Source organism: Roseateles sp. DB2 (assembly GCF_051857535.1).
Classification (GTDB): Bacteria; Pseudomonadota; Gammaproteobacteria; order Burkholderiales; family Burkholderiaceae_C; genus Roseateles_B.
Map to the genome: position 1 here is coordinate 278,985 of NZ_JBPZGY010000005.1, position 21,635 is coordinate 300,619.

At 68.8% G+C, this 21,635-nt stretch carries 19 protein-coding genes; 7 read left to right on the top strand and 12 right to left on the bottom strand.

Features of this window, described 5'->3' with window-relative positions:
* Positions 1–51: 51 nt before the first annotated feature.
* The 9 genes from ACS5PK_RS10720 to ACS5PK_RS10760 form a co-directional block, all read right to left on the bottom strand.
* Positions 52–1,770: an MFS transporter gene (locus ACS5PK_RS10720; RefSeq protein ID WP_439440219.1), complete on the bottom strand. Its 1,719-nt coding sequence runs from the start codon at positions 1,768–1,770 to the stop codon at positions 52–54.
* A gap of 628 nt (positions 1,771–2,398) precedes the next feature.
* Positions 2,399–2,938, bottom strand: a complete 540-nt coding sequence (locus ACS5PK_RS10725; protein ID WP_439440220.1) for a YcnI family copper-binding membrane protein — start codon at positions 2,936–2,938, stop codon at positions 2,399–2,401.
* Between the two features lie 31 nt (positions 2,939–2,969).
* Entirely contained in the window at positions 2,970–5,390 is a 2,421-nt protein-coding gene (locus tag ACS5PK_RS10730) for a TonB-dependent receptor (RefSeq protein ID WP_439440221.1), read from the bottom strand.
* Between the two features lie 163 nt (positions 5,391–5,553).
* Complete coding sequence (locus ACS5PK_RS10735) at positions 5,554–5,964, bottom strand: DUF2946 domain-containing protein (protein ID WP_439440222.1); 411 nt, start codon at positions 5,962–5,964, stop codon at positions 5,554–5,556.
* A 53-nt stretch (positions 5,965–6,017) separates the two neighbouring features.
* On the bottom strand, positions 6,018–6,806 hold the full coding sequence (locus tag ACS5PK_RS10740; RefSeq protein WP_439440223.1) for a substrate-binding periplasmic protein: 789 nt from the start codon (positions 6,804–6,806) through the stop codon (positions 6,018–6,020).
* Between the two features lie 156 nt (positions 6,807–6,962).
* On the bottom strand, positions 6,963–8,222 hold the full coding sequence (locus tag ACS5PK_RS10745; protein WP_439440224.1) for a M20 family metallopeptidase: 1,260 nt from the start codon (positions 8,220–8,222) through the stop codon (positions 6,963–6,965).
* A complete protein-coding gene (gene uraD, locus ACS5PK_RS10750) occupies positions 8,219–10,003 on the bottom strand; it encodes a 2-oxo-4-hydroxy-4-carboxy-5-ureidoimidazoline decarboxylase (protein ID WP_439440225.1) in 1,785 nt (594 codons plus the stop codon). Before uraD ends, ACS5PK_RS10745 begins: the two co-directional genes overlap by 4 nt.
* A gap of 3 nt (positions 10,004–10,006) precedes the next feature.
* Positions 10,007–10,951, bottom strand: coding sequence for an allantoinase PuuE (gene puuE / locus ACS5PK_RS10755; RefSeq protein ID WP_439440226.1), 945 nt, complete (start codon positions 10,949–10,951; stop codon positions 10,007–10,009).
* Positions 10,948–11,652, bottom strand: a complete 705-nt coding sequence (locus ACS5PK_RS10760; protein ID WP_439440227.1) for a GntR family transcriptional regulator — start codon at positions 11,650–11,652, stop codon at positions 10,948–10,950. Before ACS5PK_RS10760 ends, puuE begins: the two co-directional genes overlap by 4 nt.
* 82 nt (positions 11,653–11,734) lie before the next feature.
* Here ACS5PK_RS10760 and uraH point away from each other — a divergent pair, with 82 nt between their 5' ends.
* Both uraH and xdhC read left to right on the top strand, forming a co-directional pair.
* Positions 11,735–12,097, top strand: a complete 363-nt coding sequence (gene uraH, locus ACS5PK_RS10765) for a hydroxyisourate hydrolase (protein ID WP_439440228.1) — start codon at positions 11,735–11,737, stop codon at positions 12,095–12,097.
* A 3-nt stretch (positions 12,098–12,100) separates the two neighbouring features.
* Entirely contained in the window at positions 12,101–12,913 is an 813-nt protein-coding gene (gene xdhC, locus ACS5PK_RS10770; RefSeq protein ID WP_439440229.1) for a xanthine dehydrogenase accessory protein XdhC, read from the top strand.
* Positions 12,914–12,926: 13 nt separating this feature from the next.
* Here the strand turns inward: xdhC and ACS5PK_RS10775 are convergent, their stop codons facing one another.
* Positions 12,927–13,460, bottom strand: coding sequence for a copper chaperone PCu(A)C (locus tag ACS5PK_RS10775; RefSeq protein ID WP_439440230.1), 534 nt, complete (start codon positions 13,458–13,460; stop codon positions 12,927–12,929).
* A 223-nt stretch (positions 13,461–13,683) separates the two neighbouring features.
* Here ACS5PK_RS10775 and ACS5PK_RS10780 point away from each other — a divergent pair, with 223 nt between their 5' ends.
* Positions 13,684–14,880, top strand: coding sequence for a urate hydroxylase PuuD (locus tag ACS5PK_RS10780; protein WP_439440231.1), 1,197 nt, complete (start codon positions 13,684–13,686; stop codon positions 14,878–14,880).
* A 39-nt stretch (positions 14,881–14,919) separates the two neighbouring features.
* Positions 14,920–16,233, top strand: coding sequence for a glycerate kinase type-2 family protein (locus ACS5PK_RS10785; protein ID WP_439440232.1), 1,314 nt, complete (start codon positions 14,920–14,922; stop codon positions 16,231–16,233).
* Between the two features lie 32 nt (positions 16,234–16,265).
* Here ACS5PK_RS10785 and ACS5PK_RS10790 read toward each other — a convergent pair whose 3' ends face one another.
* Positions 16,266–16,853, bottom strand: a complete 588-nt coding sequence (locus ACS5PK_RS10790; protein ID WP_439440233.1) for a hemerythrin domain-containing protein — start codon at positions 16,851–16,853, stop codon at positions 16,266–16,268.
* 120 nt (positions 16,854–16,973) lie between these two features.
* Here ACS5PK_RS10790 and ACS5PK_RS10795 point away from each other — a divergent pair, with 120 nt between their 5' ends.
* Both ACS5PK_RS10795 and ACS5PK_RS10800 read left to right on the top strand, forming a co-directional pair.
* A complete protein-coding gene (locus ACS5PK_RS10795; RefSeq protein ID WP_439440234.1) occupies positions 16,974–17,726 on the top strand; it encodes a Crp/Fnr family transcriptional regulator in 753 nt (250 codons plus the stop codon).
* A 243-nt stretch (positions 17,727–17,969) separates the two neighbouring features.
* Entirely contained in the window at positions 17,970–18,800 is an 831-nt protein-coding gene (locus ACS5PK_RS10800; protein ID WP_439440235.1) for an HDOD domain-containing protein, read from the top strand.
* Between the two features lie 39 nt (positions 18,801–18,839).
* Here ACS5PK_RS10800 and ACS5PK_RS10805 read toward each other — a convergent pair whose 3' ends face one another.
* Positions 18,840–20,207, bottom strand: coding sequence for a tetratricopeptide repeat protein (locus ACS5PK_RS10805; RefSeq protein WP_439440236.1), 1,368 nt, complete (start codon positions 20,205–20,207; stop codon positions 18,840–18,842).
* Between the two features lie 395 nt (positions 20,208–20,602).
* On the opposite strand from ACS5PK_RS10805, the gene ACS5PK_RS10810 reads away from it, so the two are divergent.
* Entirely contained in the window at positions 20,603–21,535 is a 933-nt protein-coding gene (locus ACS5PK_RS10810) for a PEP-CTERM sorting domain-containing protein (RefSeq protein WP_439440237.1), read from the top strand.
* Positions 21,536–21,635: the final 100 nt, after the last annotated feature.

Genomic DNA, 21,635 nt, shown 5'->3' on the forward strand with positions numbered 1-21,635 from the left:
GGCAAAAAGGGGCCCGGTCGGGCCCCTCTCATGCGACGGTGTGCAACGGCTTCAGTCTTCGCGATGCAGCGACGCCCAGGAGCGTGCCGCCAGGCCCAGCAGGGTCACGCCGCCCAGCACGGGGCCGAGCAGGATGAGAGCCTCGGCGGCCTGATGCAGGGGCGCCTGCCCTTGCAGCAGGGCCAGGTCCTTGCGGAAGTACACGGCCAGCAGCAGCAATGCGCACCACAGCGCCGGGCGGCGCCAGCGGCCGATGTCCTGTGCCCCCATCACCTCGCGTGCCGCCAGCAGGAAGAGCGCCGAGGCGACGAAGACCAGGGTGAAGAAGGTCTGCATCAGCGTCGCGCCCTCGCCCAGCTGCTCGCGGCAGAGCCAGGCCGGCACCCAGACCAAGCACAGCAGGCCCAGCACCACGGCTGACTTGCGCGCCCGGCCTTCGGTCTTTTCATCGCTGATGCGCTCGCCATCGGGCTTGCTCATCATGGGCAACACCAGCAGGCAGATCAGGCCCGTGGCCGCGTCGATCAGCAGGGTCCAGCGGTAGCCGAAGGCCTCGGACACCACGCCCTGCCAGGTGGCGGCGATGGCGATGGCCAGGTTCATCAGCGCCATGTAGGCGGTGAACTGGGTGGCGGCGACCTTGGGATTGGTCACGTCCATGAAAATGGCCGCACGCGTGCCGTACATCATGCCGTTGAAGACGTTGTAGCTGATGGACGCGATCCACAGGGCCGTGATCAGCGCCGGCACGGCTGCGCTGCCCGAGGGGCGCGGCATGTCGTAGCCATTCAGCCGCATCTGCCACCAGAGGTAGAGGACCGGGCCGCTCATCAGCACGATGTACAGGCCCAGCATGCGGCGGCGCCCGAGCTTGTCGGACAGCATGCCGCCGACCACCATGGACATTGCGCCGACGATGGTGCACCACAGGTTCAGCAGCGCCACGCCCTTGTCATCCATGCCGAACTCCACGGCCAGATTGGACTGCAGCGCCAGGCCCAGGCACATGGCGCCGACCGGCAGCAGGCCGAAGAACATGGCGGAGAAGGCCCCGCGCGAGCCCAGGAAGGAGCGGAAGGACTGCACGGCGAAGGCCTTCATCTCACTGGCGGCCTGGCTCAGGGTGGCTCGGGGCGCTTCGGCGGCGGCACCCTGCTGCTCCAGCTGCTGCGCCAGCGCCTCCTTCATGGGCAGCACGATGAAGCCCGTCACCAGCAGGATGGACAAGGCCACCATCACGAAGCTGGGCTGGAAGCCGATGGTCCCCATCAGGTACAGCACGCCGCTGCCGCCGATGGCCTGACCCACATTGGCACCGGCGAACATCAGGCCGTTGGCCAGACCGCGCTCGTCCTCGTGCAGCGTGTTGCAAGCCAGGGAGTCGATGGCCACGTCCTGCATGGCGCCGAAGGTGTTGTGCATCAGCAGGACGCTGGTGAACAGGGCCAGGCCCGAAGGCAGGGGCACGGCCATCAGCGCAAGAATGGTGAGGGCCATCATCAGCTGCGTGAACAGGATCCAGGCGCGGCGGTGGCCGAATCGCCTGGAGCGGAACACGTCGATCACGGGGCCGAAGGCCCACTTGAAGGCCCAGGGCAGGTAGAACGAGGCCACAAAGGCGCCGATGGCCGCAGGCCCCACGCCCATGCGGCGGAGTTGTGTCGCCACGGCGATGGCAGCGAAGCCCAACGGGATGCCCTCGGTGACGTACAGCGCGAAGAAGGCGCCCAGGCGGCCGTTGCGGCTCGCCAGCAGGTTGGGTAATGTCATTCTTGTCCTCGACGCCGCCCAGCGGCGTTCCTCATTCCAAACGGACGCGATTATCCGGCGCCTGTGCAGCGGACCTATGCGCGTCATCCCGGCCATGACCTTCGGTGGCCCTGCGCCGGATCAATGCAATAAAAAAGGCGGCCCCGGGTGAGGGGCCGCCAGGAGGCGCCGACAAACGCTGCCCATGTGACATGGCGGGACGAAGCCTGCCTGTGGGGCCGCAGCGTGGGATGGGAGGCCTGGGCGCCGAGCCGCGCAGATCAGGCGAGCCCCTGAGGGCACGCGGTCCGGGCGCGGTCGTGTGAGGGGCGGACGACTCAGCCCGACGGACAGGCCCGGGCGCAGGGATCCGCCCCGTGGGGGCAGGTCTTGCGGCCAGGGCCGCGGCGCAGGGCTTGTGGTGTGTGTCGAGGCGTCATGCATGGCATCTTCGCGCTGCGGGCGTTTTGCAAAAGCCTGAAGAAGGCGGGTCGGCAAGCTCACTTAGATGCGCCGGAGTTCCGGTGCTATTCCACGGTTTTCCGACAAATGCCAGCGAGAGGCCGCTCGCCTGTGCAGACCGCCAAGGCCCGCGAGCCCGCTCAAGCGGCGCGGGGCCTCTGCGGCATCGCTGAGGGGGCGCCGCGCCTCAATGGGTGTGCTCACCGCCCCCGGGTGCCTTGAGCATCAGTCGCACTGCGGGCGACTTGAGGCCGGCCGTGCCGGCCCCGCTGGTGGGCAGCTCGGCCCAGTTCCATTCGCCCTGCGTGCAGCGCTGGTGGACCTTGAACCAGATCGGCCCCGCGGTCTCGGGCAGGCCGCCGCGCAGCACGAATTCCTCGTACCAGCCGTCCTGCAGGTAGTGGGCCTCGTCGCGGGCGGTCCAGCTGATCTCGCTCACGTCCTCGCGGATGGTCTTGCCGTGACTCTCGTAGGGCTGGGCCAGGGCCTTCTTGCGGATGGACAGGGTCCAGCCTTCCTTGGGTTGTGGCTTGGCGCCGCGCAGCCCCTCGGGCAGGGTCACAGTGACCTGGGTGGTGGGAGCGCCGTCGCAGCCATGGCCGACGCGCAGCACGGCCTTGTAATAGCTGCCAGCGACGGCCTCTCCCTGCTCAAGCGAGACATGGGCCTGGGCCTGGGCGCCCATCAGCAGGCTCAGGGCGGTGAGGAGGAAAGTCTTGTGATGCATGGTGAATCTTTGCGTCAGTGCCCCGGGGCTGTCAGAGATCGAACTTCAGTTCCGCATGGAAGGTGCGCTGCGGATAGGGATGGAAGTTCCAGTACTGGTAGTTGTTGAGGTTGTCGATGCCGCCTGCCAGGGTCCATTGGCGGTTGATGCGCCACTGCAGGCGCAGGTCCGTCGTGAAGTACTTACTGGCCCCCTGGTAGGCGAAGCCGTTGGGGTCGCTGTTGTCCAGGGTGCTGTACTGGCGGCCGCTGTAGCGCGCACCGTAGCTCAGGCTGAGGTCCGGGCGGAGCTGCCAGCTCGCCAGCAGGGTGGCGCGCCAGCGCGGCACGCGAGGCTGCCACTTGCCGATCACGTCGCCCGGCACGCTGACATAGCCGCTGCTGGCGAGGATGCGCGAGTCGGCATAGGTGAGGCTGCCGCTGAGGCCCAGGCCCTTGAGCAGGCGCTCGGTCCAGGCGCCGGCCGTGCTGAAGGACAGCTCCAGGCCATTGGTGCGCACGTAGTCGACGTTCTGGACGGTGCTGGCATTGGTCAGCACGTTCAGCAGCGAATAGAGTGCGTCGCGGGTGTCCTCGCGGAAGTAGGTGATGCGCAGCTGGCTGCAGGACTCGCCCCACTCTGCGCTGAGTTCGGAGGTCCAGCTCTTCTCGGGGCGCAGGTCGGGGTTGTTGTTGATCACGCCGCCGGTCTTGCTGTCGAAACCGCCTTGGTAGAGCTCGCTGACGGTGGGAAAGCGCAGGGCGCGGCCTGTGCTGGCCTTGAGCATCCAGGCTTCGCTCAGCTGGTGCGACAGTGCCGCCTTGGGTGACAGCGCCCACTGGCTGCGCTCGGCATGACTCAGCATGCAGCGCTGGCTGGCCGGATTGCAGACGCCTTTGTCGGCGCTGCCGGTGTAGGCGGCCTCGGTTCGTCCGTCCTGGGCCTGCCAGTGCTCGGCGCGCAGGCCCAGCACGGTCTGCCAGTCTCGGCCCAGCTCCCAGCTGTCCTGCAGATAGAGCGCGTCGTTGCGGGTCTTGCCCACGAACAGCGAGGCGAAGCTGCCGGCTGTACCTTGGCGCCATTCGGTGGTGTTGTCCACACGCGTGCTGAGGGTGCCTTCTTCGCGGGAGAGTCCGGCCTCCAGCACATGGGCGCCGCCAGGGCGCCAGACGCCGCGCGCGCTGTAGGTCTTCCAGCCCGTGCCCTGCTGGTCGGTGAGGCGCCCCGCCTCGGGCTGTGCCTTGCTGGTGGGGGCGTAGCTGCGGCTGAGGTCACTGAGGTAGTCGTACTGGCTCCAGGCCAGGCTGTAGTCGAAGAAGCCCATGGTGTGGGACTTCAGCGTGAGGGCCTGCATGCGGTGCTCCAGCTCGTCGCGGCTGCGGCTGAAGTCTGAGGCTGCCAGGTTGTAGCGCCTGCCGTTGATGATCACGCCCTGGCTGATGTCGCCACCGTAGCGGTTGTCCACCGTCTGGCCCTGGGCATCCCGCAGATAGCTGCGCGAGCTGCCATCGCTGTGGTTCTTCCAGTCGGCCAGCACATAGCTCAGGCGCAGCGTGGGGCTGAAGTCCCAGGCCAGCTTGGCCTTGAGGTGGTCCTGGGTGGTGTCGTACTCGGTGGCGCTGCCTATCAGGTACCAGTCCTGATGGCTGCGGTTCTTGTCCAGCACGGCTCCGCTGACCACGGGCAGGCCGGCGGTGGGGGCCGTGCCGCTGTTCAGCAGCTTGCTGGCGAAGACCTGGGGCTGGCCATGGCTCTGGCTGCGGCTGCCGTGCAGCCACCAGGCGAGGGCGCCGTCGCGGCTGCCGACGGAGAGGCTGCCTTGCGTGGCTCGGTAGGTCTCGTCCTGGCCGTACATCTTGTTGGGTTGCACGGCCGTGGCCACGCGCCCGTGAGCCTCGAAGGACTGCGGCATGCGGGTCTGGTAGTCGACCACCGCGCCCACGGCATTGCCCGAGTAACCCGCCGAGAAGGGGCCGTAGAGCACGTCAACCCGGGCGATCTCCTCCGGCGTTACCAAGCCCCAGCGCGGCGCGAAGGTGGCGCCGTTGCCCAGCAGATTGGACAGCAGGATGCCGTCGGCGAAGACCAGCGAGCGGGCGCTGTTGCCGGTGCCCGAGGCACGTGTGGAGAGCACGGCGTGGTTGTAGTCGCCGATGTAGCGCTTGCGAACCAGCAGGCTGGGGAGGTACTTCAGCGCGTCTTCGGCATCGGTGGCGTTGACGGTGCGGGCGAGGGTGGCAGCGTCGATGCCCTCGATGGTGGTGGGGATGGTGGTGGGCAGCGAGGTGGGGGAGTTGCCATGCACGGTGACCACGCCCAGCTGCTTGGTCTGGGAATCGCCCTGGTCGCCGGAGGACGGCGGGGTCGCAGGGGCCGGGGTAGGGGCGTCGGTCGTCTGGGCCTGGACGCTGGTGAAGGCACAGGCCAGGGCGAGGGCCTGCAGCAGAGGCTGCAGAGGGAAGGGCTTGTTCATGATGGATGCACAGCGGTGGGCGGGCCCAGGACCGGCTCATGGTCGGTGTTGGCCACGCAGTCCGTCGCGGCCCGCGGCGGCCGATGGGCTCAGGCGGGGCGGGGGGGACGTCAGCAGGAGTTGCCGACCGGATCCGGCGAGATGCGGATCCGGCGGCTGTCAATCAGAGAAGAAGGCTTCCCTGGGGTGGCCCGCGGGACAGGGCCGGCTGCCAGACGCTGCGCTGTGCAGGCGAGGAGAGAAAACGTGCCGGCAACAGGGCCATCATGCGGCTGGCCACGGGCTGTGCCACGAGCGCTGGCGCAGGCGGGGCCAGGTCTTGCTGATGGGCCGAGCAGAACTTGCAGTGGGCCCAGAGGCCATGGTCCTCGACACGCGGGCCGCTCCCGCCGGGCCATTCGCCCTGCTGCGCGCGGGGCGACACCAGGCTGGCGCGGCAGACCTGGGTGAAGGGCGTCAGCTCACCGCGCTGGGCCGCGACGACCTGCGACAGCGCAGGAGCCAGCGCGCCGAACCAGAGGCTCAGCAGCACCAGGCAGCGCAGCAGCAGAGGAGGCGGGCGGCGGTGTTTCACGGGGCGCAGTGTAGCGAAAGGCTTCTTGCGCGAATACGAACTGGATCAAGCCTTCAGGACAGCTTGAGTTCAACGCCATGCTGTTGCAGGAGGTCACGCCAGGCGGGGTCCTGCAGGAGGCCGGCCGCGGTCTGGACCAGCCATTGGCTCTGCTCGGCCGGCATCAGCGGGGACAGCAGCAGGCGCCGCTGGTAGCGCTGCCTGGGCTGCTCGGCGAGGTGCAGCCGGGCATCAAAACCCGCTACCCGCTGGCGCCAGCCAGCCAGGCCGCTGCGCGACATGAAGATGACATGCACCCGCCCCATCAGCAGCATGCGCAGGCAGGCCTCCTGGCTGAAGGAGTCCAGGCGCTGCACCTCGCCGGCTTTCACCAGAGACTCCGTTTCGGGATAGACATGGCCGAAGACGCCGCCCAGGGTCAGCCCTCTGAGCGAGGCCGGGCCCTGGTAGTCCACGGGCTGGGACTTCAGAGAGACCACCAGATCCTCGTCCTGCATCAGGGGATCGGTCCAGATGAAGCGATGCTGGTCGGGGTCCTGGAACCAGGCCGGGCTCACCCAGGGCACCAGGCCGATCCAGTCGCTGCGCCCGACCAGGGCGGCCACTCGTCGGCGCGGCAGAAGCTCCTCGTGCAGAGGCGGCAGCAGCGGGCCGGCACGGTCTTGCAGCAGTGCCAGGAGGGCTCGTGTCAGGCCCTGGCCGGGGCCGGTGGAAAAGGGCGGGTAGTCGTAGTAGCTCAGCACGGGCAGCCCTGTGCGATCCGTCGCCAGCGCCGGGCGCCCCCCCGTGGCGGCGAGGGCCAGGGCGAGGCAGTGTCGACGGCTCAGGACGGGATCGGGCATGGTGGCTCCAGCGTCGCGGTGCAGGGCCGTGCCAGGGCGTGCCGGGGCGTGCATTGGCGCCGATCTTGACCCGTTAGGCTCCCGCAGGCCCGCAGTATGCGCCCAAAGCCGAAGCCCAGGGGGTGCCAACCGTGCGCTGCGGCAACGGCTGCGGGATCAGGCGCAGAGCAGATCCAGCAGCGTGCGCGCCACCACCCGGGTGGCTCGATGCAGGTCCTCCAACACCAGATGCTCGTCTGCCCGCTTGGCGTTGGATTCGAGTACGGTCCGTGGCCCCGCGCCGTAGATGGCGGCCGGGATGCCGTGCTCGCCATAGAGCCGGACATCGGTGTAGAGCGGCGTCCCAGAGGTGGGGATGGGCTCGCCGAAGACCGCCTGGCCATGGCGCTGCAGCGGCTCGACCAGGCGCTCATGGCCGGGCAGTGGCTGCAGGGAGCGGGCCAGCAGCAGCCGTCGCACCTCAACCGTGCCGGCGAAGCCCGCGGCGGCGTCAGCGATCACCCGGCGCAGCTCGGCCTCGACCTGCACCGGATCCTCCTCGGGGATCATGCGGCGGTCCAGCTTGAGCACCACCTTGCCGGGGACGACGTTGGTGTTGGTCCCGCCCTCAATGCGGCCCACGTTCAGGTAGGGATGCTGGATGCCCGGCACCTGGCTGCGGATCTGGCGGTAGCGCTCGTTCTGGGCGTAGAGCGCGTTGAGGATCTTCACTGCGCCCTGCAGTGCGTCGATGCCGGTGTCCGGGATGGCGGCATGGGCCATGCGGCCATGTACGGTCAGCTCCATCTGCAGGCAGCCGTTGTGGGCCGTCACCACCTGGTAGCTGAAGCCGGCGGCCAGCAGCAGGTCCGGGCGGGTCAGACCGTGCTTCAGCAGCCAGCCGGGGCCCAGCTCGCCGCCGAACTCCTCGTCGTAGGTGAAGTGCAGCTCCACGCCGCCGCGCAGGGGCTGCTGCAGGCTCTCCAGCGCGCGCAGGGCGAAGGTGTAGGTGGCGAAGTCGCTCTTGCTGACGGCGGCGGCGCGGCCGTAGAGCCGGCCGTCGACGACCTCGCCGCTGTAAGGGCCGTGGGTCCAGCCCTCGCCGGGCGGCACCACATCGCCGTGGGCATTGAGGGCGACGACCTGGCCGCCTTCGCCGTAGCGGCGGCGCACGATCAGGTTGGTGATGCTCTGCAGCCCGGCGGCCTCGGCCTCGGCCTGGGGCACGGCATGGGGCTCGGCCTGCAGGCCCATGGCGGCCAGCAGCTCGGCTGTGCGCTGGGCATGGGGCGCGTTGTTGCCCGGCGGGGTGTCGGTGGGGACCTGGACCAGGGCCTGCAGATAGGCCACCTCTTCGTCGAAGTGGGCGGCGATCCAGGCGTCCAGCTGTGCGTAAAGCGCCTGACGGTCGGGTGTGGTGGGGGTGGGGTGGCTCATGCCTCGTGTTCCTTGCTCAATCCCTCCAGCAGCGCCAGCAGGGCGCGCACGGCGAGGTCTGCATCGTCATTGCTGACGGTCTCCAGCGGGTTGTGGCTGATGCCCAGATTGCCGCCGCGCACAAAGAGCATGGCTTGCGGCAGGGCCTCGTGGATCTTCATGGCGTCGTGGCCGGCGCCGGACGGCAGGCGGTGCACGGGCAGACCCAGGCGTTGCACGGCGGCCTCCCAGCGGCCCTGCCAGGCCGCGTCGCTGGGCGCGGCCGAGGCGACGACGGTGGGCGTGAGCGTCCACTGCAGGCCGCGGTACTCGCAGATCTGCTGCAGCTGGGCACGCACTGCGGTGTCCAGCGCATCGCGCTGCGCGTCGTCACCGGCGCGCAGGTCCAGGCTGAACCGGCAGCGCCCGGGCACGACATTGATCGAGCCGCCCGGCACCTCAAGCAGCCCGACAGTGCCCACGGTGCCAGGTCTTGCCTGGGCCTCGCGCTCGACGGCCAGCACCAGCTCGGCGGCGGCGGCGGCGGCATCTCGGCGGCGGTCCATGGGCGTGGTGCCGGCATGGCTGGCCAGGCCGGTGATCTCGCCCAGGTAGCGGCGACTGCCGTTGATGGACGTGACCACGCCCAGGGGGAGGTCCAGCTCGCACAGCACCGGGCCCTGCTCGATGTGCAGCTCCACATAGCCCAGGTAGCGGGTGGGATCGCGGCGCAGGGCCTGGATGGATGCCAGCGTGCCGGGATGGCCGGCGGCGCGCAGGGCGTCCTGCAGGCGGATGCCTTCGGCGTCCTGCTGGTCCAGCCAGGCCGGGTCGAAGGTGCCCACCAGCGCGCTGCTGCTGAGGAAGGTGGCGGCGAAGCGCTGGCCTTCCTCCTCGGCAAAGGCCACCAGCTCCAGGGTGAAGGGCAGACGGCGGCCCTGCCGCTTCAGCTGCCGCACGGCCTCGACCGTGGCCAGCACGCCCAGGCGGCCGTCGTGGCGGCCGGCGTTGCGCACGGTGTCGTAGTGGCTGCCGGTGAGCAGGCGCGGCGCATCGGGCCGTGCGGCATGGACGAGGCCCACCACATTGCCCAGCGCGTCGACGCTCACCTCGTCAAAACCCGCCTCGCGCATGGCCAGGGTCAGGTCTTGCGCGACGGCCTGGTGGGCGGGGGTCATATAGGTCACGCACAGCTGGCCCCGCTCGGCGAAGGGGGCCTCCGAATGCCGCGCGAGACGGTCGGCAGCGTCCAGCACCGCATTGCCCAGGAGGGGCGGCGAGGCGAACTTGTCGTCCAGGCGGATCTCGGCGATGCGGTGGATGTTGCGCAGGCATTCGGCGCGCTCCAGGTCCGGCGGCGCATGCAGGCGGCGCTCGAAGGCCTCGATGATGGCCTGGCGCGACAGGCCCAGGCCCCGCGGACCCCGCACCGCCAGGATGAAGGGCCAGCCAAAGCGCTCGCCATAGGCCTTGTTCAGCGTCTGCAGGCGTTCGAACTCGGCGGCGCTGCAGTGCTGCAGGCCGGCGCGGCTCTGCTCGTCGGTGGATTCGGCGGTCAACTGCCCGGCGATGGCGGCCTTGCCCGCGAGTTCCGGATGGGCGCGGATCAGGCCCAGTTGCTCCTCCAGCGAGGCCTGGCTCACTACCTGAGCCAGGGCCAACTTCAGGGCGGGCAGGCTGGCAAAGGGCCGGCTAGCGGCGGCGCGGCGGGCGATCCAGGGCGAGTGCTCGTAGACGCCGTCCAGCGCGGACACGAAGGCCTCGGTGTCCAGCGTGTTCAGGTGTTGCAGGTCCAGGCTCAAGACTCACTCCCAGACAAAGGCGGTGGCCGGGTCGAAGGGATGCGTGGCACGCCAGTGCCGCGCGATGTCGATGCGGCGGCAGATCCAGACCCGCTCATGCGACTGCACATGGTCCAGGAAGCGCTGCAGGGCCTTCAGGCGGCCGGGGCGGCCCAGCAGGCGGCAGTGCATGCCCACGCTCATCATGCGCGGGGTCTCGGCACCCTCGGCGTAGAGCACGTCGAAGCTGTCGCGCAGGTACTCGAAGAACTCGTCGCCGTGGCTGAAGCCCTGGGGCAGGGCGAAGCGCATGTCGTTGCAGTCCAGGGTGTAGGGCACGACCAGGTGCGGCGCCAGGCTGCCGTCGCTCTTGCGCACCTGCAGCCAGAAGGGGAGGTCGTCGCCGTAGTAGTCGCTGTCGTAGGCGAAGCCCCCGTGCTCGGCCACCAGGCGGCGGGTGTTGGGGCTGTCGCGGCCGGTGTACCAGCCCTCGGGGCGCTGGCCAGTCAGGCGCTCGATGATGGCCATGCCGCGCTGCAGGTGCTCGCGCTCCTGTGCCTCGTCCATGCCCTGGTAGTGGATCCAGCGCCAGCCATGGCAGGCGATCTCGTGGCCCAGCTCGACGAAGGCCTGCGTGAGTTCGGGATGCCGCTCCAGGGCCATCGAGACGCCGAAGACGGTCAGCGGCAGGCCGCGGCGCTCGAACTCGCGCAGCAGGCGCCACACGCCTACGCGTGAGCCGTACTCGTAGATGCCTTCCATGCTCAGGTGCCGCGCGGGGTAGGCCGCGGGGTTGAACATCTCGGAGAGGAACTGCTCGGAGCCGGCATCGCCGTGCAGCACCGAGTTCTCGCCGCCTTCCTCGTAGTTCAGCACGAACTGCAGGGCCACGCGGGCCTGGCCCGGCCATTGCGCCTGGGGCGGATTGCGGCCGTAGCCGATGAGGTCGCGGGGATAGCGTGCGTTCATAGCTGCAGGGCGGTCTTGAGGTCGGAGGAGGGTTGCTGCAGGCGCAGATGGGCTTCCACATGGCCCAGGTGCTCCAGCATCAGCTGCTCGGTGCGGGCGGCGTCGCCCGCCTCCAGCGCATCGACCAGGGCCTCGTGCCCGGCCTGGCTCTCGGCCGCCGAGTGGCTGCTCTGGTACATCAGGGCGATCAGGGAGGAGCGCGAGAGCAGCTCCTGCAGCAGATCGGCCAGTACCTCGTTGCCCAGCAGGCGGGCCAGCAGCACGTGGAAGTCCGCCAGCAGCCGGGTGCGGCCGCTGACGTCCTGGCGCTTCACGGCGGCACGCTCCTCGCGCAGATGCGTGCGCAGCTGCCGCACCTGGGCGGGCGTGATGCGGGCGGCCAACTCGCGGGCCAGCTGCGTTTCCAGCATGCGCCGCAGCTCGAAGACCTGGCGGGCCTCCTCCACGCTGGGCTCGGCCACGCAGGCGCCGCGCGCGGGCGTGAGCGTGACCAGGCGGTCGCGGCTGAGCTGGTTGAGGGCCTGGCGCACCAGGGTGCGGGAGACCTGGAAGAGATCGGCCAGCTTCTGCTCCGCCAGGCGCGTGCCCGGCATCAGGCGGCGCTCGATGATGGCCTGCGTCAGGGCAGCGGCGATGCGGTCGGTGGCGCTGTCGCCGTCCGGGGCGGCAGCAGGCGCCTTGCGGCGGGACGGGCTGGGCATGGTGATCGATGAGGTGTGTGCTGAAGTGTATACACTTTGCCCATCGCCGCAGGCCGGCCACCCTGACCAGGACAGAAAAACCATGGGCAAGCTCACCACCCACGTGCTGGACACCATGCACGGACGCCCCGCCGCCGGCATGCCGCTGCGGCTCTATCGCCTGGATGCCATGCCCGGAGGGGCGCCGCATCTGCTCAAGTCCCTGCAGCTCAATGCCGATGGCCGTGCCGACGGCCCCCTGCTGGAGGGTGAGGCCCTGCTGGCGGGGCGCTACCGGCTGGTCTTTGCCGTGGCCGACTACTTCCGGCAACAGGGCGCAGAGCTGCCCGAACCCGCCTTCCTGGACGAGGTGCCGCTGGACTTCGGCATCGCGGACACCTCCGCCCACTACCACGTGCCCCTGCTCGCCAGCCCCTGGAGCTACTCCACCTATCGCGGCAGCTGATCCATGGCGCCCTGGCAGACCCTGGCGCAGTGGCTGACCCGCGGGCCGGCGGTGCTGGTGCGCGTGGCGCAGGTGGAGGGCAGCGGGCCGCGGGAGGTCGGCGCCTGGATGGCGGTCACGGCTTCGGGCCTGCTGGGCACCATAGGTGGCGGGCAGTTGGAGCATGAAGCCATGGCTGAGGCCCGCGCCGGCCTGGCCGCGGGGCATGTGCTGCAGGCGCGGCGTCGCTTTGCACTGGGCCCCAGCCTGGGGCAGTGCTGCGGCGGCGTGGTCCACCTGGATTTCGAGTGGCTGGACGCCGCCCACATTGCCGGCCTGCGCGAACGGCTGGGCGGCGAGGCGCACTGGTCACCCGTGGCCCTGTTCGGCGGCGGGCACGTGGGGCGGGCGCTGGTGGAGGTGCTGTCGCGCCTGCCCTTGCGCATCCACTGGGTGGACAGCCGCGAGGAGATCTTCCCGACAGGACTGGACGAGCGCGTCAGCACCGAGCATTCCGAGCCGGTGCAGGGCTCGGTGCCAGGTCTTGCCTCAGGCAGCCGCGTGCTGATCATGAGCTTCTCGCATGCGGAGGACCTGGACATCCTCGCCGCCTGCCTGAGGCGTCAGCGCGAGCGCGGCGACCTGCCCTTCATCGGCCTGATCGGCAGCCGCAGCAAGTGGGCGAAGTTCCAGGCCCGGCTGCGCGAGCGGGGCTTCAGCGAGGCCGAACTGGCGGCCGTGCATTGCCCCATTGGCCTGCCCGGCATCGCGGGCAAGCAGCCGGAGGTGATCGCGATTGCCGTCGCTGCGCAGTTGCTGAGCCAGTCGGGCAGCTGAACGCCCCAGGGCTTCAGTGCTTGTGCTCTTGCGCAGCAGAGGCCGCGCCGTGCTTGTGGCCCATGCCTGCCGGCATGCCACCCTGCATCATGCCCATGCCGCGCGCGCTGGCCTTGACCTCCACGGTCTCGCGCTTCTTGTCGGCGCCTTCGAAGACCAGGCTCAGGGGCACGGTTTCACCGTCCTTGATGGGGGACTTCAGCTCCATGAGCATCAGATGGAAGCTGCCGGGCTTGAGCTCTACGGCCTGGCCTGCGGGCAGGTCCAGGGCCTCGAGAGGGCGCATTTTCATCACGCCGCCGTCCATCTTCATCTCATGCACCTCGGCCACGCCCGCTACCGGGCTGCTGACGCCCACCAGCTTGACCGGCTTGGCGCTGCTGAGCTGCATGAAGGCGCCCGTGCTTTTCTGCTGGGCGACGGTGGCGCGCACCCAGGCGTCCTTGACGGTGACCTGGGCCTGGGCGGCCAGGGCGGCGGTGCACAGGGCCAGACCCGTCAGCAAGGGGCGGGCAGGACGCAGGAGGGACTTGGAAATGAAGGTCATCGAGAGGGCTCCGGGAGCTGGTTCAATCCTCTCAGTATGCCGTCAGGGCGGCGAGCGGCCTTGCGCCAGGTGCAGTCTTCGCACGGCCGCCGTCCGCGAGGAAACTGTATACACTTTCGCTTCGGTCGCCGCGGCCGCCTGCTGCCCGAATGCCAGCAGCGCATTCGCGACCTTCCCGGTTCACAGGGCCCGCTGTGGTGAGCCGCACTGGAGCTGATACCGCATGGAAAGCTATCTGCTGGACTGGGCCAATCTGCTGCTGCGCTGGCTGCACATCGTCACGGCCATCGCCTGGATAGGCGCCTCCTTCTACTTCGTCTGGCTGGACAACCACCTGCTCAAGCCCGAATCGCCGGATCTCAAGGCCCGCGGCGTGGACGGCGAGCTGTGGGCCGTCCACGGCGGCGGCTTCTACAACCCGCAGAAGTACCTGGTCGCGCCACCCAACCTGCCGCAGCACCTGCACTGGTTCTACTGGGAGAGCTACTGGACCTGGATGAGTGGCTTCGCGCTGTTCACCGTGCTCTACCTCTTCAACGCCGAGAGCTTCCTGATCGACCGGCGGGTGCACGACTGGTCGGCCCCGGCGGCCATCGCCACGGCCCTGGGCTTCCTGGCGGCGGGTTGGCTGGTCTATGACCAGATCTGCCGGCGCTTTGGCCATCGCAAGGACGGCAGCATAGGCAACGATGGCCTGGTGCTGGGCCTGATTGCGGTCTTCGTCGCCTTCGCGGCCTGGGCCGCCTGCCAGCTTTTCGCGGGCCGCGCGGCCTTCCTGATCGTGGGCGCCATGATCGCCACCATCATGAGCGCCAACGTCTTCTTCTGGATCATCCCGGGCCAGAAGCAGGTGATTGCCGACATGCGTGCCGGCCGGCCTGTCAGCCCAATCTACGGCCAGCGTGGCAAGCAGCGCAGCGTCCACAACACCTTCCTGACGGCGCCGGTGCTGGTCAGCATGCTGTCCAACCACTACGGCATGCTCTACAGCCATGCCTGGAACTGGGTCGTGCTCATCCTGCTGATGCTGGGCGGCTCGCTGACGCGCACCTGGTTCGTCAAGCGGCACAAGGGCGTCAATGCCTGGCCGCTGCTGGTCGTGGTGGCGCTGATGCTGGCGGCCTTGCTGTGGCTGGTGAAGCCGGCGGGCACGGTGGCAGGCACCGCGGCCGGCAAGGCCGCCCCCAGCCTGGCCCAGGTCCAGGCCGTGGTGGCTGAGCGCTGCGTCATGTGTCACAACGCGCAACTGGCTCAGAAGGGCGTGCGCCTGGACAGTGCCGAGGCTCTGCAGGCCCATGCGACGCAGCTCTACCAGCAGGTTGTGGTGCAGAAGAGCATGCCGCTCAACAACGCCACGCAGATCACCGAGGACGAGCGCGCACTGATCGGACGCTGGGTGCAGGCCGGCGCCCCCCCCTGAGGGCCTAGGCCGTCCGGTCTGCCGGCCTACACTGGTCCGATGGACCTGAACCCGCGTGAAGTGCTGACCCGGCTCTACCAGGCCGCGGTCGACCGTGCGGCGCCGCAGCAGCTCTTCCAGCCCGGCGCCATCGACTGGACCGATCTGCTGGGCGCCGAGCCGCCATCGCTGCCGGGTCGCTGCCTGGTGATCGGTGCTGGCAAGGCCTCGGCCGCAATGGCCGCGGCGCTGGAGGCCCACTGGCCGGCCGATGCGCCGCTGGAGGGCCTTGTCATCACCCGCCGCCGTCACACGCCGCCTTGGGCGGACTGTCGCCGCATCGAGATCGTCGAGGCCTCGCATCCCGTGCCGGACGCTGCGGGGGCCGAGGCGACGGCCCGCATCCTGGCCCTGGTGCGCGGCCTGCGGCCCGAGGACCGGGTGATCTGCCTGATCTCTGGCGGCGGCTCCGCCCTGCTGAGCCTGCCGCAGCCGGGGCTCACGCTGGCGGACAAGCAGTCGCTCAATCGCCAGTTGCTGGCCTCGGGCGCTTCCATCCAGGAAATGAACTGCGTGCGCAAGCACCTCTCGGCGATCAAGGGCGGCCACTTGGCGGCGGCTTGCGCCCCCGCCCGCGTCGTGACCTTGCTGATCTCGGACGTGCCGGGGGACGATCCCGCGGTGATCGCCTCCGGCCCGACCGTGCCCGATGCCACCCGCTGCGAAGATGCACTCGCGCTGTGCGAGCGCTATCGGCTCGCGCTGCCCGAGTCCGCCTGGGCGGGCCTGCGCAGCGGCGCCTTCGAGACGCCCAAGCCGGGCGACGCCTGTTTCGACGGCCAGCGCATGCAGATGCTGGCCACCCCGCGCCTGAGCCTGCAGGCGGCGGCCGCGCTGGCTCGCACGCTGGGGCTGGCAGCCCATGTGCTGTCGGACCAGATCGAGGGCGAGTCCCGCGAGATCGGCCGCATGCATGCAGCCCTGGCGCAGTTCGTGTCCCGGCATGGCGAGCCCTTCCGCCGGCCCTGCGTGATCCTCTCTGGCGGTGAGACCACGGTGAGCATGCCGGCCGGCCTGCAGGGCAGGGGAGGTCGGGCCACCGAGTTCTTGATGGGCTGTGCACTGGCCCTGCAGGGCGAGCCGGGTGTGCATGTGCTGGCGGCGGACACCGATGGCATTGACGGCTCCGAAGCCAATGCCGGCGCTTTCCTCGGCCCGGACAGCCTCGCCCGCGCGCAGGCGCTGGGGCTGTCGGCAGGGAGCTTGCTGGCCGAGCACCGGGCCTACGACTTCTTCGAGGCTCTGGGCGATCTCTTCAGCCCCGGCCCGACCTTCACCAACGTCAACGACTTTCGCGCGCTGCTGCTGCCTTGAACGCTGCCCCTTGACCTGGCGCGAGTGTCGGATCAGCGGGGTTGACGCAAGTCAAGGCCGCGCCGGGCTGCCATCTCCTGGCCCATGGCCAGCTGCTGGGCCGTGCTGAGGCTGTGCTGTGCGCTGGGGAAGACCCACTGGTTTTCCAGGCGCAGGTGTGCCTTGTGGGTGTCGACGAAGGCGTCGGCGGCGCGGCCCAGCATGTCCTGCTGCAGGACAGGCAGGGCGCCATCCGGCAGCGAGTCCAGTTGAGCCAGCAGGGTGCGCAGCACCTGCCACTGCGCATGGATGCGCTGGTGGTCATCGCGCAGCCGGGTGCATACCTCCTGCAGCGAATCGTCATCCAGCTGCTCCAGCACTGGGAAGACGTGGCGCTCCTCATCCTCGTGGTGCAGCGGCGCGGCGACGTCGAAGTAGCGCCGAATGTCCCGTGCGGCCTCGCGGGCGCTGCCATCCAGGCCCTGGACTTTGAGGTGATGGCACAGGCGCGTCAGCAACTGCAGGCTGCGCTCCACGCGCTCGTGGCAGGCATGCAGCAACTCGAAGGGCTGCTCGTAGCTGCTGCCGAAGCGCTGCTCCGGCGACTGGCTCTGTGGAGCCTGGAACTTGATCTGGGCCATGAGGCTGATTGTGGCCGTGGGCGGGAGCCCCTGGCAGCCATGTCCCTTTGATTCAGCGCAAGGACGCCGGCCGGGCCATGCGTGACAGTCTGCCCATCATCCTGGCACCCTGACCAACACGTGGACACCCTCGACAGCCGCAGCCTGCAATCCGCCCACGCCGCCGTGCGTCCGGCCGGCTTTGACGCCGGCGCCGTGCTGTGCCTGCCATCTGACTGGACGGCCCTGTTGGGCGCTCCGGCCCTGAGCGCTTCCGAACTCCAGGCCCTGCAAGGCATGGCGACACAGCAGTGGGTCCCCTCAGGTAGCTTCGTCTTCACCCGGCAGCAGCCCGCGAGCCAGCTCTACGCCGTGCTTGATGGCTCGGTGGGCCTGGGTCTTGCCCGTGCTGACGAGCCCTTTCACCTGGAGCGCACCGTGCGCGGACCGCAGTGGCTGGATCTGGCCAGCGCCTGGCTGGGGGCCGAGCACGCGCAGGATGCTCGGGCGGTGAACGATGCCCGTGTCGTGGCGCTTCCGCTGCAGCCCCTGCGCAACCTGCTGATGCGTCAGCCGGCCCTGCAGGAGCGGCTGCTGGTGGCCCTGGCGGGCACCGTGCACAGCCTGACCAGCGTCACGCACGATCTGATGCACAAGGACGCCGAACGGCGCCTGGCCGCCTGGCTGCTGCAGTCCTGCGAAGCTGTCAGCGAGCGCGAAGGCCGCGTCGCGCTGAAGGAGCGCAAGCGTGACATCGCTGCCCAGCTGGCCATCACGCCTGAGACGCTGTCGCGCATGATGCGGCAGCTCAACCGCAAGGGTCTGATCGAGGTCCAGGGCTACCAGGTGCGGGTGCTGGACCTCCCGGCCTTGCGCGCGCTCGCAGGCGACTGATCCCGGCATCTGGCCTTTTGCGCCTGCTTTTTTTGCGCCTGCTGCGGCGCAGCATCCACGGTGTTCCTGCCCGGGCCTTGTCTCGGTGAGCTTCCGTGCTTGTTCATGCCCGCTTCAAGCGTGATTTATCACTGCGTCTGCGCTGAAAAGCGTGGTGTGGCTGCGATAGGGATGCCGGGCCAGCTCATCTAGACTGGACCGACAGTCTGACCCAGACCTCATTTGTCCTGGAAGGAGCGCACCGTGCTTGCAGCTGCAGAAAAGTTCTTCTCGAACCACAACGCCCTGCCCACCATGCCCGAGGTCGCCAGCCGCCTGCTGCGCAGCTTCGACGATGACCGCATCAGCCTGGGTGCCATCGCGGACCTGGTGGCCAAGGACGCCTCGCTGGCTGCCAAGGTGCTGCGCTTGGCCAACTCCGCGCGCTACAGCCCTTCGCACACCATCTCCACCCTGCAGGATGCCGCGGCGGCGCTGGGCATGGACAGCCTGCGCAATCTCTCCCTGGCTGCCTGCATGTGCGGGGCCTTCCCCTCAGTACCTGGCCTGGACCGAACGCTGTTCTGGCGCCACAGCCTGGCCACAGCCGGCTTTGCACGCATCCTCGGACGCATGCTGCAGCTGGACGCTGACACCACCTATCTGGCCGGCCTGATGATGCGGACCGGCCAGCTGATGATGGCCTTGTCGGACCCCGGCCAAGTGGCTGATGTCGAGAAGCATGCTGCCGAGCCCGGTAGCCGCTTTTCGCTGGAGATGCACCGTTTTGCCTGCACCCATGCCGACGTCACGGCTTCGCTGGCCCAGCATTGGCATTTCCCTGCGGCCATGGTCGAGGCCTTCAAGGATGCCAACGCGCCGATGGAGATCCGGCCCTTCTCCCTGATGGCCGCCGTGCTGCACATGGCGGAAGTGCTGGCCGATGCGCAGCAGTCCCATGAGGATCCGGTCAAGGCGCTGAATACCGCCGTGCCGGAGCTGGTCGCGCATGTGCATCTGGACCTGGACTACCTGCGCGCCAAGCTGCAGGCAGCCGGCGACCTGAGTTCGGACGCCGACCTGCTGCTGCATTGAGGTCTGTGCAGCGGCAAGGCGGCCGGCCGCGTGACGGGGTCAGGTTTTGCCGCCGGCCTTGCCCAAAGCGGCCAGGCGCTTGCGGGCATCCTCCGCGCCGTCAAACTTGGCCCCTGACTTGAGCGACTCCTGATAGGCCTGCGCGGCCTGAGCCGTCTGGCCCAGCTTTTCCAAGGCCAGGCCCTGGCGGTACTTCAGGTAGGGCAACTGCGGTGCGAGCTTCTGGGCCTGCTGGATGGAGCGCAGCGCTGCCTCGGCGTCACCGCTGGCCAGTTGCACGGCGGCCAGGGTGTCCAGGAAACCGAAGTTGCGCGGCTCCAGGTCCACCGCCTTGCGCGCCCAGTCGAGGGCGGGGCCCAGGTCTTTCTGTTGCTGGGCAGCCAGCCAGGCCATGTTGTTCCAGGCGCCGGCCAGCTTGGCATCAGCCTCGCTGGCCTTGCGGTAGGCCGCCATGGCCTCGGCGGCCTTGCCCTGGGCTTCCATCAGATTGCCCCACTTGAGGTGCAGGGCGGCGGCGTCCTCGCCCTTGCTTTGCGCGACGAAGCGCTCATAGTCCTGCTGTGCCGCCGGCCAGCGTCCGGAGCCTGCCAGCAGGTCCAACTGGAGCAGCTTGCTGCGGGCCAGGGCCGGATCCAGGGACTCGGCCTGGCGTGCCAGCTCTATGGCCTTGTCCCAGCTGCGCTGGGCGGCCTGAATCTCGGCGCTGGCCAGCAAGGGCAGGGGGTTGCGGGGTGCGAGTCCGCTGCTCTGCTCGAAGGCCTTCAGTGCTCCCGCCAGGTCGCGCTGTGCAACCAGGGCCCGCCCCAGTCCAAAGGCCGCCGCCGGATGCATGGGATCAGCCTGGCTGGCCATGCGGAAGCTCGCGGCAGCCTCCTTGGCCTTGCCCTGCGCCAGTTGCAGTTCGGCGAGATCGAGCAGGGCGGGCGTGTATTTGGGGTCGAGCTTGGCGGCCTGCTGGAACTGACGTTCAGCGTCCGCAGCCTTGCCTTGCGCGGCGGCCAGCCTGCCCGCCGTGGTCAGCACCTCGGCGGACTTGGGCGCCAGCGCCAGGGCACGCTGCACCAGCTTCTCCGCACCAACGGCATTGGAGCGGCGCAACTGGACGTCGGCCATGCCCAGCACCGGTTCGTAGGCCTTGGGAGCCAGCTTGGCTGCCAGGTTGAAGGCCGCGTCGGCTTCGGCCCATTGGCCCTTGTCCAGGGCCTGGTTGCCCTTGCGCCAGGCCTCCTCGGCCTCATGCTGACTCAGCAGGAGGCTGTCCGGCCCCAGCGGGCGCTGGACACCGGCCTCGCGTTGCGACAGGCGGTTCTTGTGCGCCGTCTCATTGACCACCGGATTGGCGAACGCCGGCAGGCCCAGTGCAAGGGCCCATGCGAGAACGAGGCGATGAGTACGGGGCAGGTGCATGGCATCAATGGGCTGGCTCCGTCTTGCCGAAGCCGCCTTGTGGAAGAGGTGGATGGAGTGGACCGCTATTGGAGCCCAAGCGCCGGACTTTGTCGTCCCACCTGAATGCAGGGCGCCACAGCGTCGGGACGCGCGCAGGAATCTGGCGGGGCGGCAGAGGAGCCGTTCAGGGCGTATTCCAGATACCACTACGCTGCCAGTTACGCTCTGGCCTGGAAACTAGGGTGTCGGGTTGTTTGACATCTGGCGACGAAGCATTTTGAAACGTATCTGCAAGCCATTGATTCAGTTGACTAAATGGCCATTGGCACGGACTATGCATTCCTCCTGTTGCAGTCGCTGACCGGCTTTACCTCTGGCAGGACTTGTAACGAATCTACTAACGGAGAAATAAGATGAAGGCATTCAAGGTTCTGGCTGGCCTGGCCCTGGTGGCAGGCAGCTTCGCAGCCCAAGCTGCTTCGACCGTGCTGGACACGGGCATCCTGCGCATGGGTGTGGCCGACAACGGCGGTCTGGGTGCTCTCGGCGTGGGCCTCTCCGGCCCCACCGGTGATGCCATCACCCCGGGCTGCCTGTGCGAAGGCTGGGGCGCTGCCGCTTCCGGCGTTTCTGGCTATGTGTATGGCCTGGGTGGCACCGGCGTGTCCTCCGCGCTGACCACCACCACCGTGGCTTCTGGTGCCGGCCTGTCCGCCCAGTCCGTGGTGATGCTGTCCAACGGCCTGCAAGTCACCCACAAGTACTCGTACGCCGCTGGCGGCTCGCTGTTCAAGGTCGAAGTGGTGCTGACCAACACCACCGCTGGCTCGCTGAGCGATGTGCGTTATGCCCGTACGCTGGATTGGGACGTGACCCCTGGCTACTACGACCTGAACTACACCACCGTCTACGGCGGTACGCCGACGGGTCCTGGCGGCAAGGTGCTGCACACCTCGACCAATCCCTTCGCTGTGCCGAATCCCATGGTGTTCCGTTCGCAGGAAGCCAACGTCAACGTGGTGAACACCGGCGGTGACAAGGGTGGTTACTTCGTCTTCGGTTTCGGTGCTCTGGCTGCTGGCGAGTCCACCACCTTCGACACCTTCATCGGCGCTTCGCGCACCGTGGCTGGCCTGAAGGCTGCCCTGGGCTCTGTCGGCGTGGAAGCCTACTCGTACACCACCGGCAACAGCATTGTGGACGGCGAGTACACCCCCGCCTATGGCTACGGCTTCGCTGGTCTGGGTCTGCCCCCGTCCCTGGGCGTGCCGGAGCCGGGTTCCCTGGCTCTGCTGGGTATCGCTGCCATCGGTGCTGGCCTGATCGGTCGCCGTCGCCGCGCCTGATCACCCTGCAACCTGCCGCACCGGCGGCAGGTCAAGTCCTCGAGATCGAACCCCGAGTGCCGCAAGGCCTCGGGGTTTTTTCATGGCGCTCGCTGCGGCC

Excerpts from the sequence above, each read along its gene's own strand:
- ACS5PK_RS10745 (WP_439440224.1), bottom strand. The coding sequence starts at position 8,222 with ATGAGCCACCCCACCCCCACCACACCCGACCGTCAGGCGCTTTACGCA.
- ACS5PK_RS10790 (WP_439440233.1), bottom strand. The coding sequence starts at position 16,853 with ATGGCCCAGATCAAGTTCCAGGCTCCACAGAGCCAGTCGCCGGAGCAG.
- uraH (WP_439440228.1), top strand. The coding sequence starts at position 11,735 with ATGGGCAAGCTCACCACCCACGTGCTGGACACCATGCACGGACGCCCC.
- ACS5PK_RS10740 (WP_439440223.1), bottom strand. The coding sequence starts at position 6,806 with ATGCCCGATCCCGTCCTGAGCCGTCGACACTGCCTCGCCCTGGCCCTC.
- ACS5PK_RS10730 (WP_439440221.1), bottom strand. The coding sequence starts at position 5,390 with ATGAACAAGCCCTTCCCTCTGCAGCCTCTGCTGCAGGCCCTCGCCCTG.
- ACS5PK_RS10780 (WP_439440231.1), top strand. The coding sequence starts at position 13,684 with ATGGAAAGCTATCTGCTGGACTGGGCCAATCTGCTGCTGCGCTGGCTG.
- ACS5PK_RS10760 (WP_439440227.1), bottom strand. The coding sequence starts at position 11,652 with ATGCCCAGCCCGTCCCGCCGCAAGGCGCCTGCTGCCGCCCCGGACGGC.
- ACS5PK_RS10720 (WP_439440219.1), bottom strand. The coding sequence starts at position 1,770 with ATGACATTACCCAACCTGCTGGCGAGCCGCAACGGCCGCCTGGGCGCC.
- puuE (WP_439440226.1), bottom strand. The coding sequence starts at position 10,951 with ATGAACGCACGCTATCCCCGCGACCTCATCGGCTACGGCCGCAATCCG.
- ACS5PK_RS10785 (WP_439440232.1), top strand. The coding sequence starts at position 14,920 with ATGGACCTGAACCCGCGTGAAGTGCTGACCCGGCTCTACCAGGCCGCG.
- ACS5PK_RS10775 (WP_439440230.1), bottom strand. The coding sequence starts at position 13,460 with ATGACCTTCATTTCCAAGTCCCTCCTGCGTCCTGCCCGCCCCTTGCTG.
- xdhC (WP_439440229.1), top strand. The coding sequence starts at position 12,101 with ATGGCGCCCTGGCAGACCCTGGCGCAGTGGCTGACCCGCGGGCCGGCG.
- ACS5PK_RS10810 (WP_439440237.1), top strand. The coding sequence starts at position 20,603 with ATGAAGGCATTCAAGGTTCTGGCTGGCCTGGCCCTGGTGGCAGGCAGC.
- ACS5PK_RS10805 (WP_439440236.1), bottom strand. The coding sequence starts at position 20,207 with ATGCACCTGCCCCGTACTCATCGCCTCGTTCTCGCATGGGCCCTTGCA.
- ACS5PK_RS10725 (WP_439440220.1), bottom strand. The coding sequence starts at position 2,938 with ATGCATCACAAGACTTTCCTCCTCACCGCCCTGAGCCTGCTGATGGGC.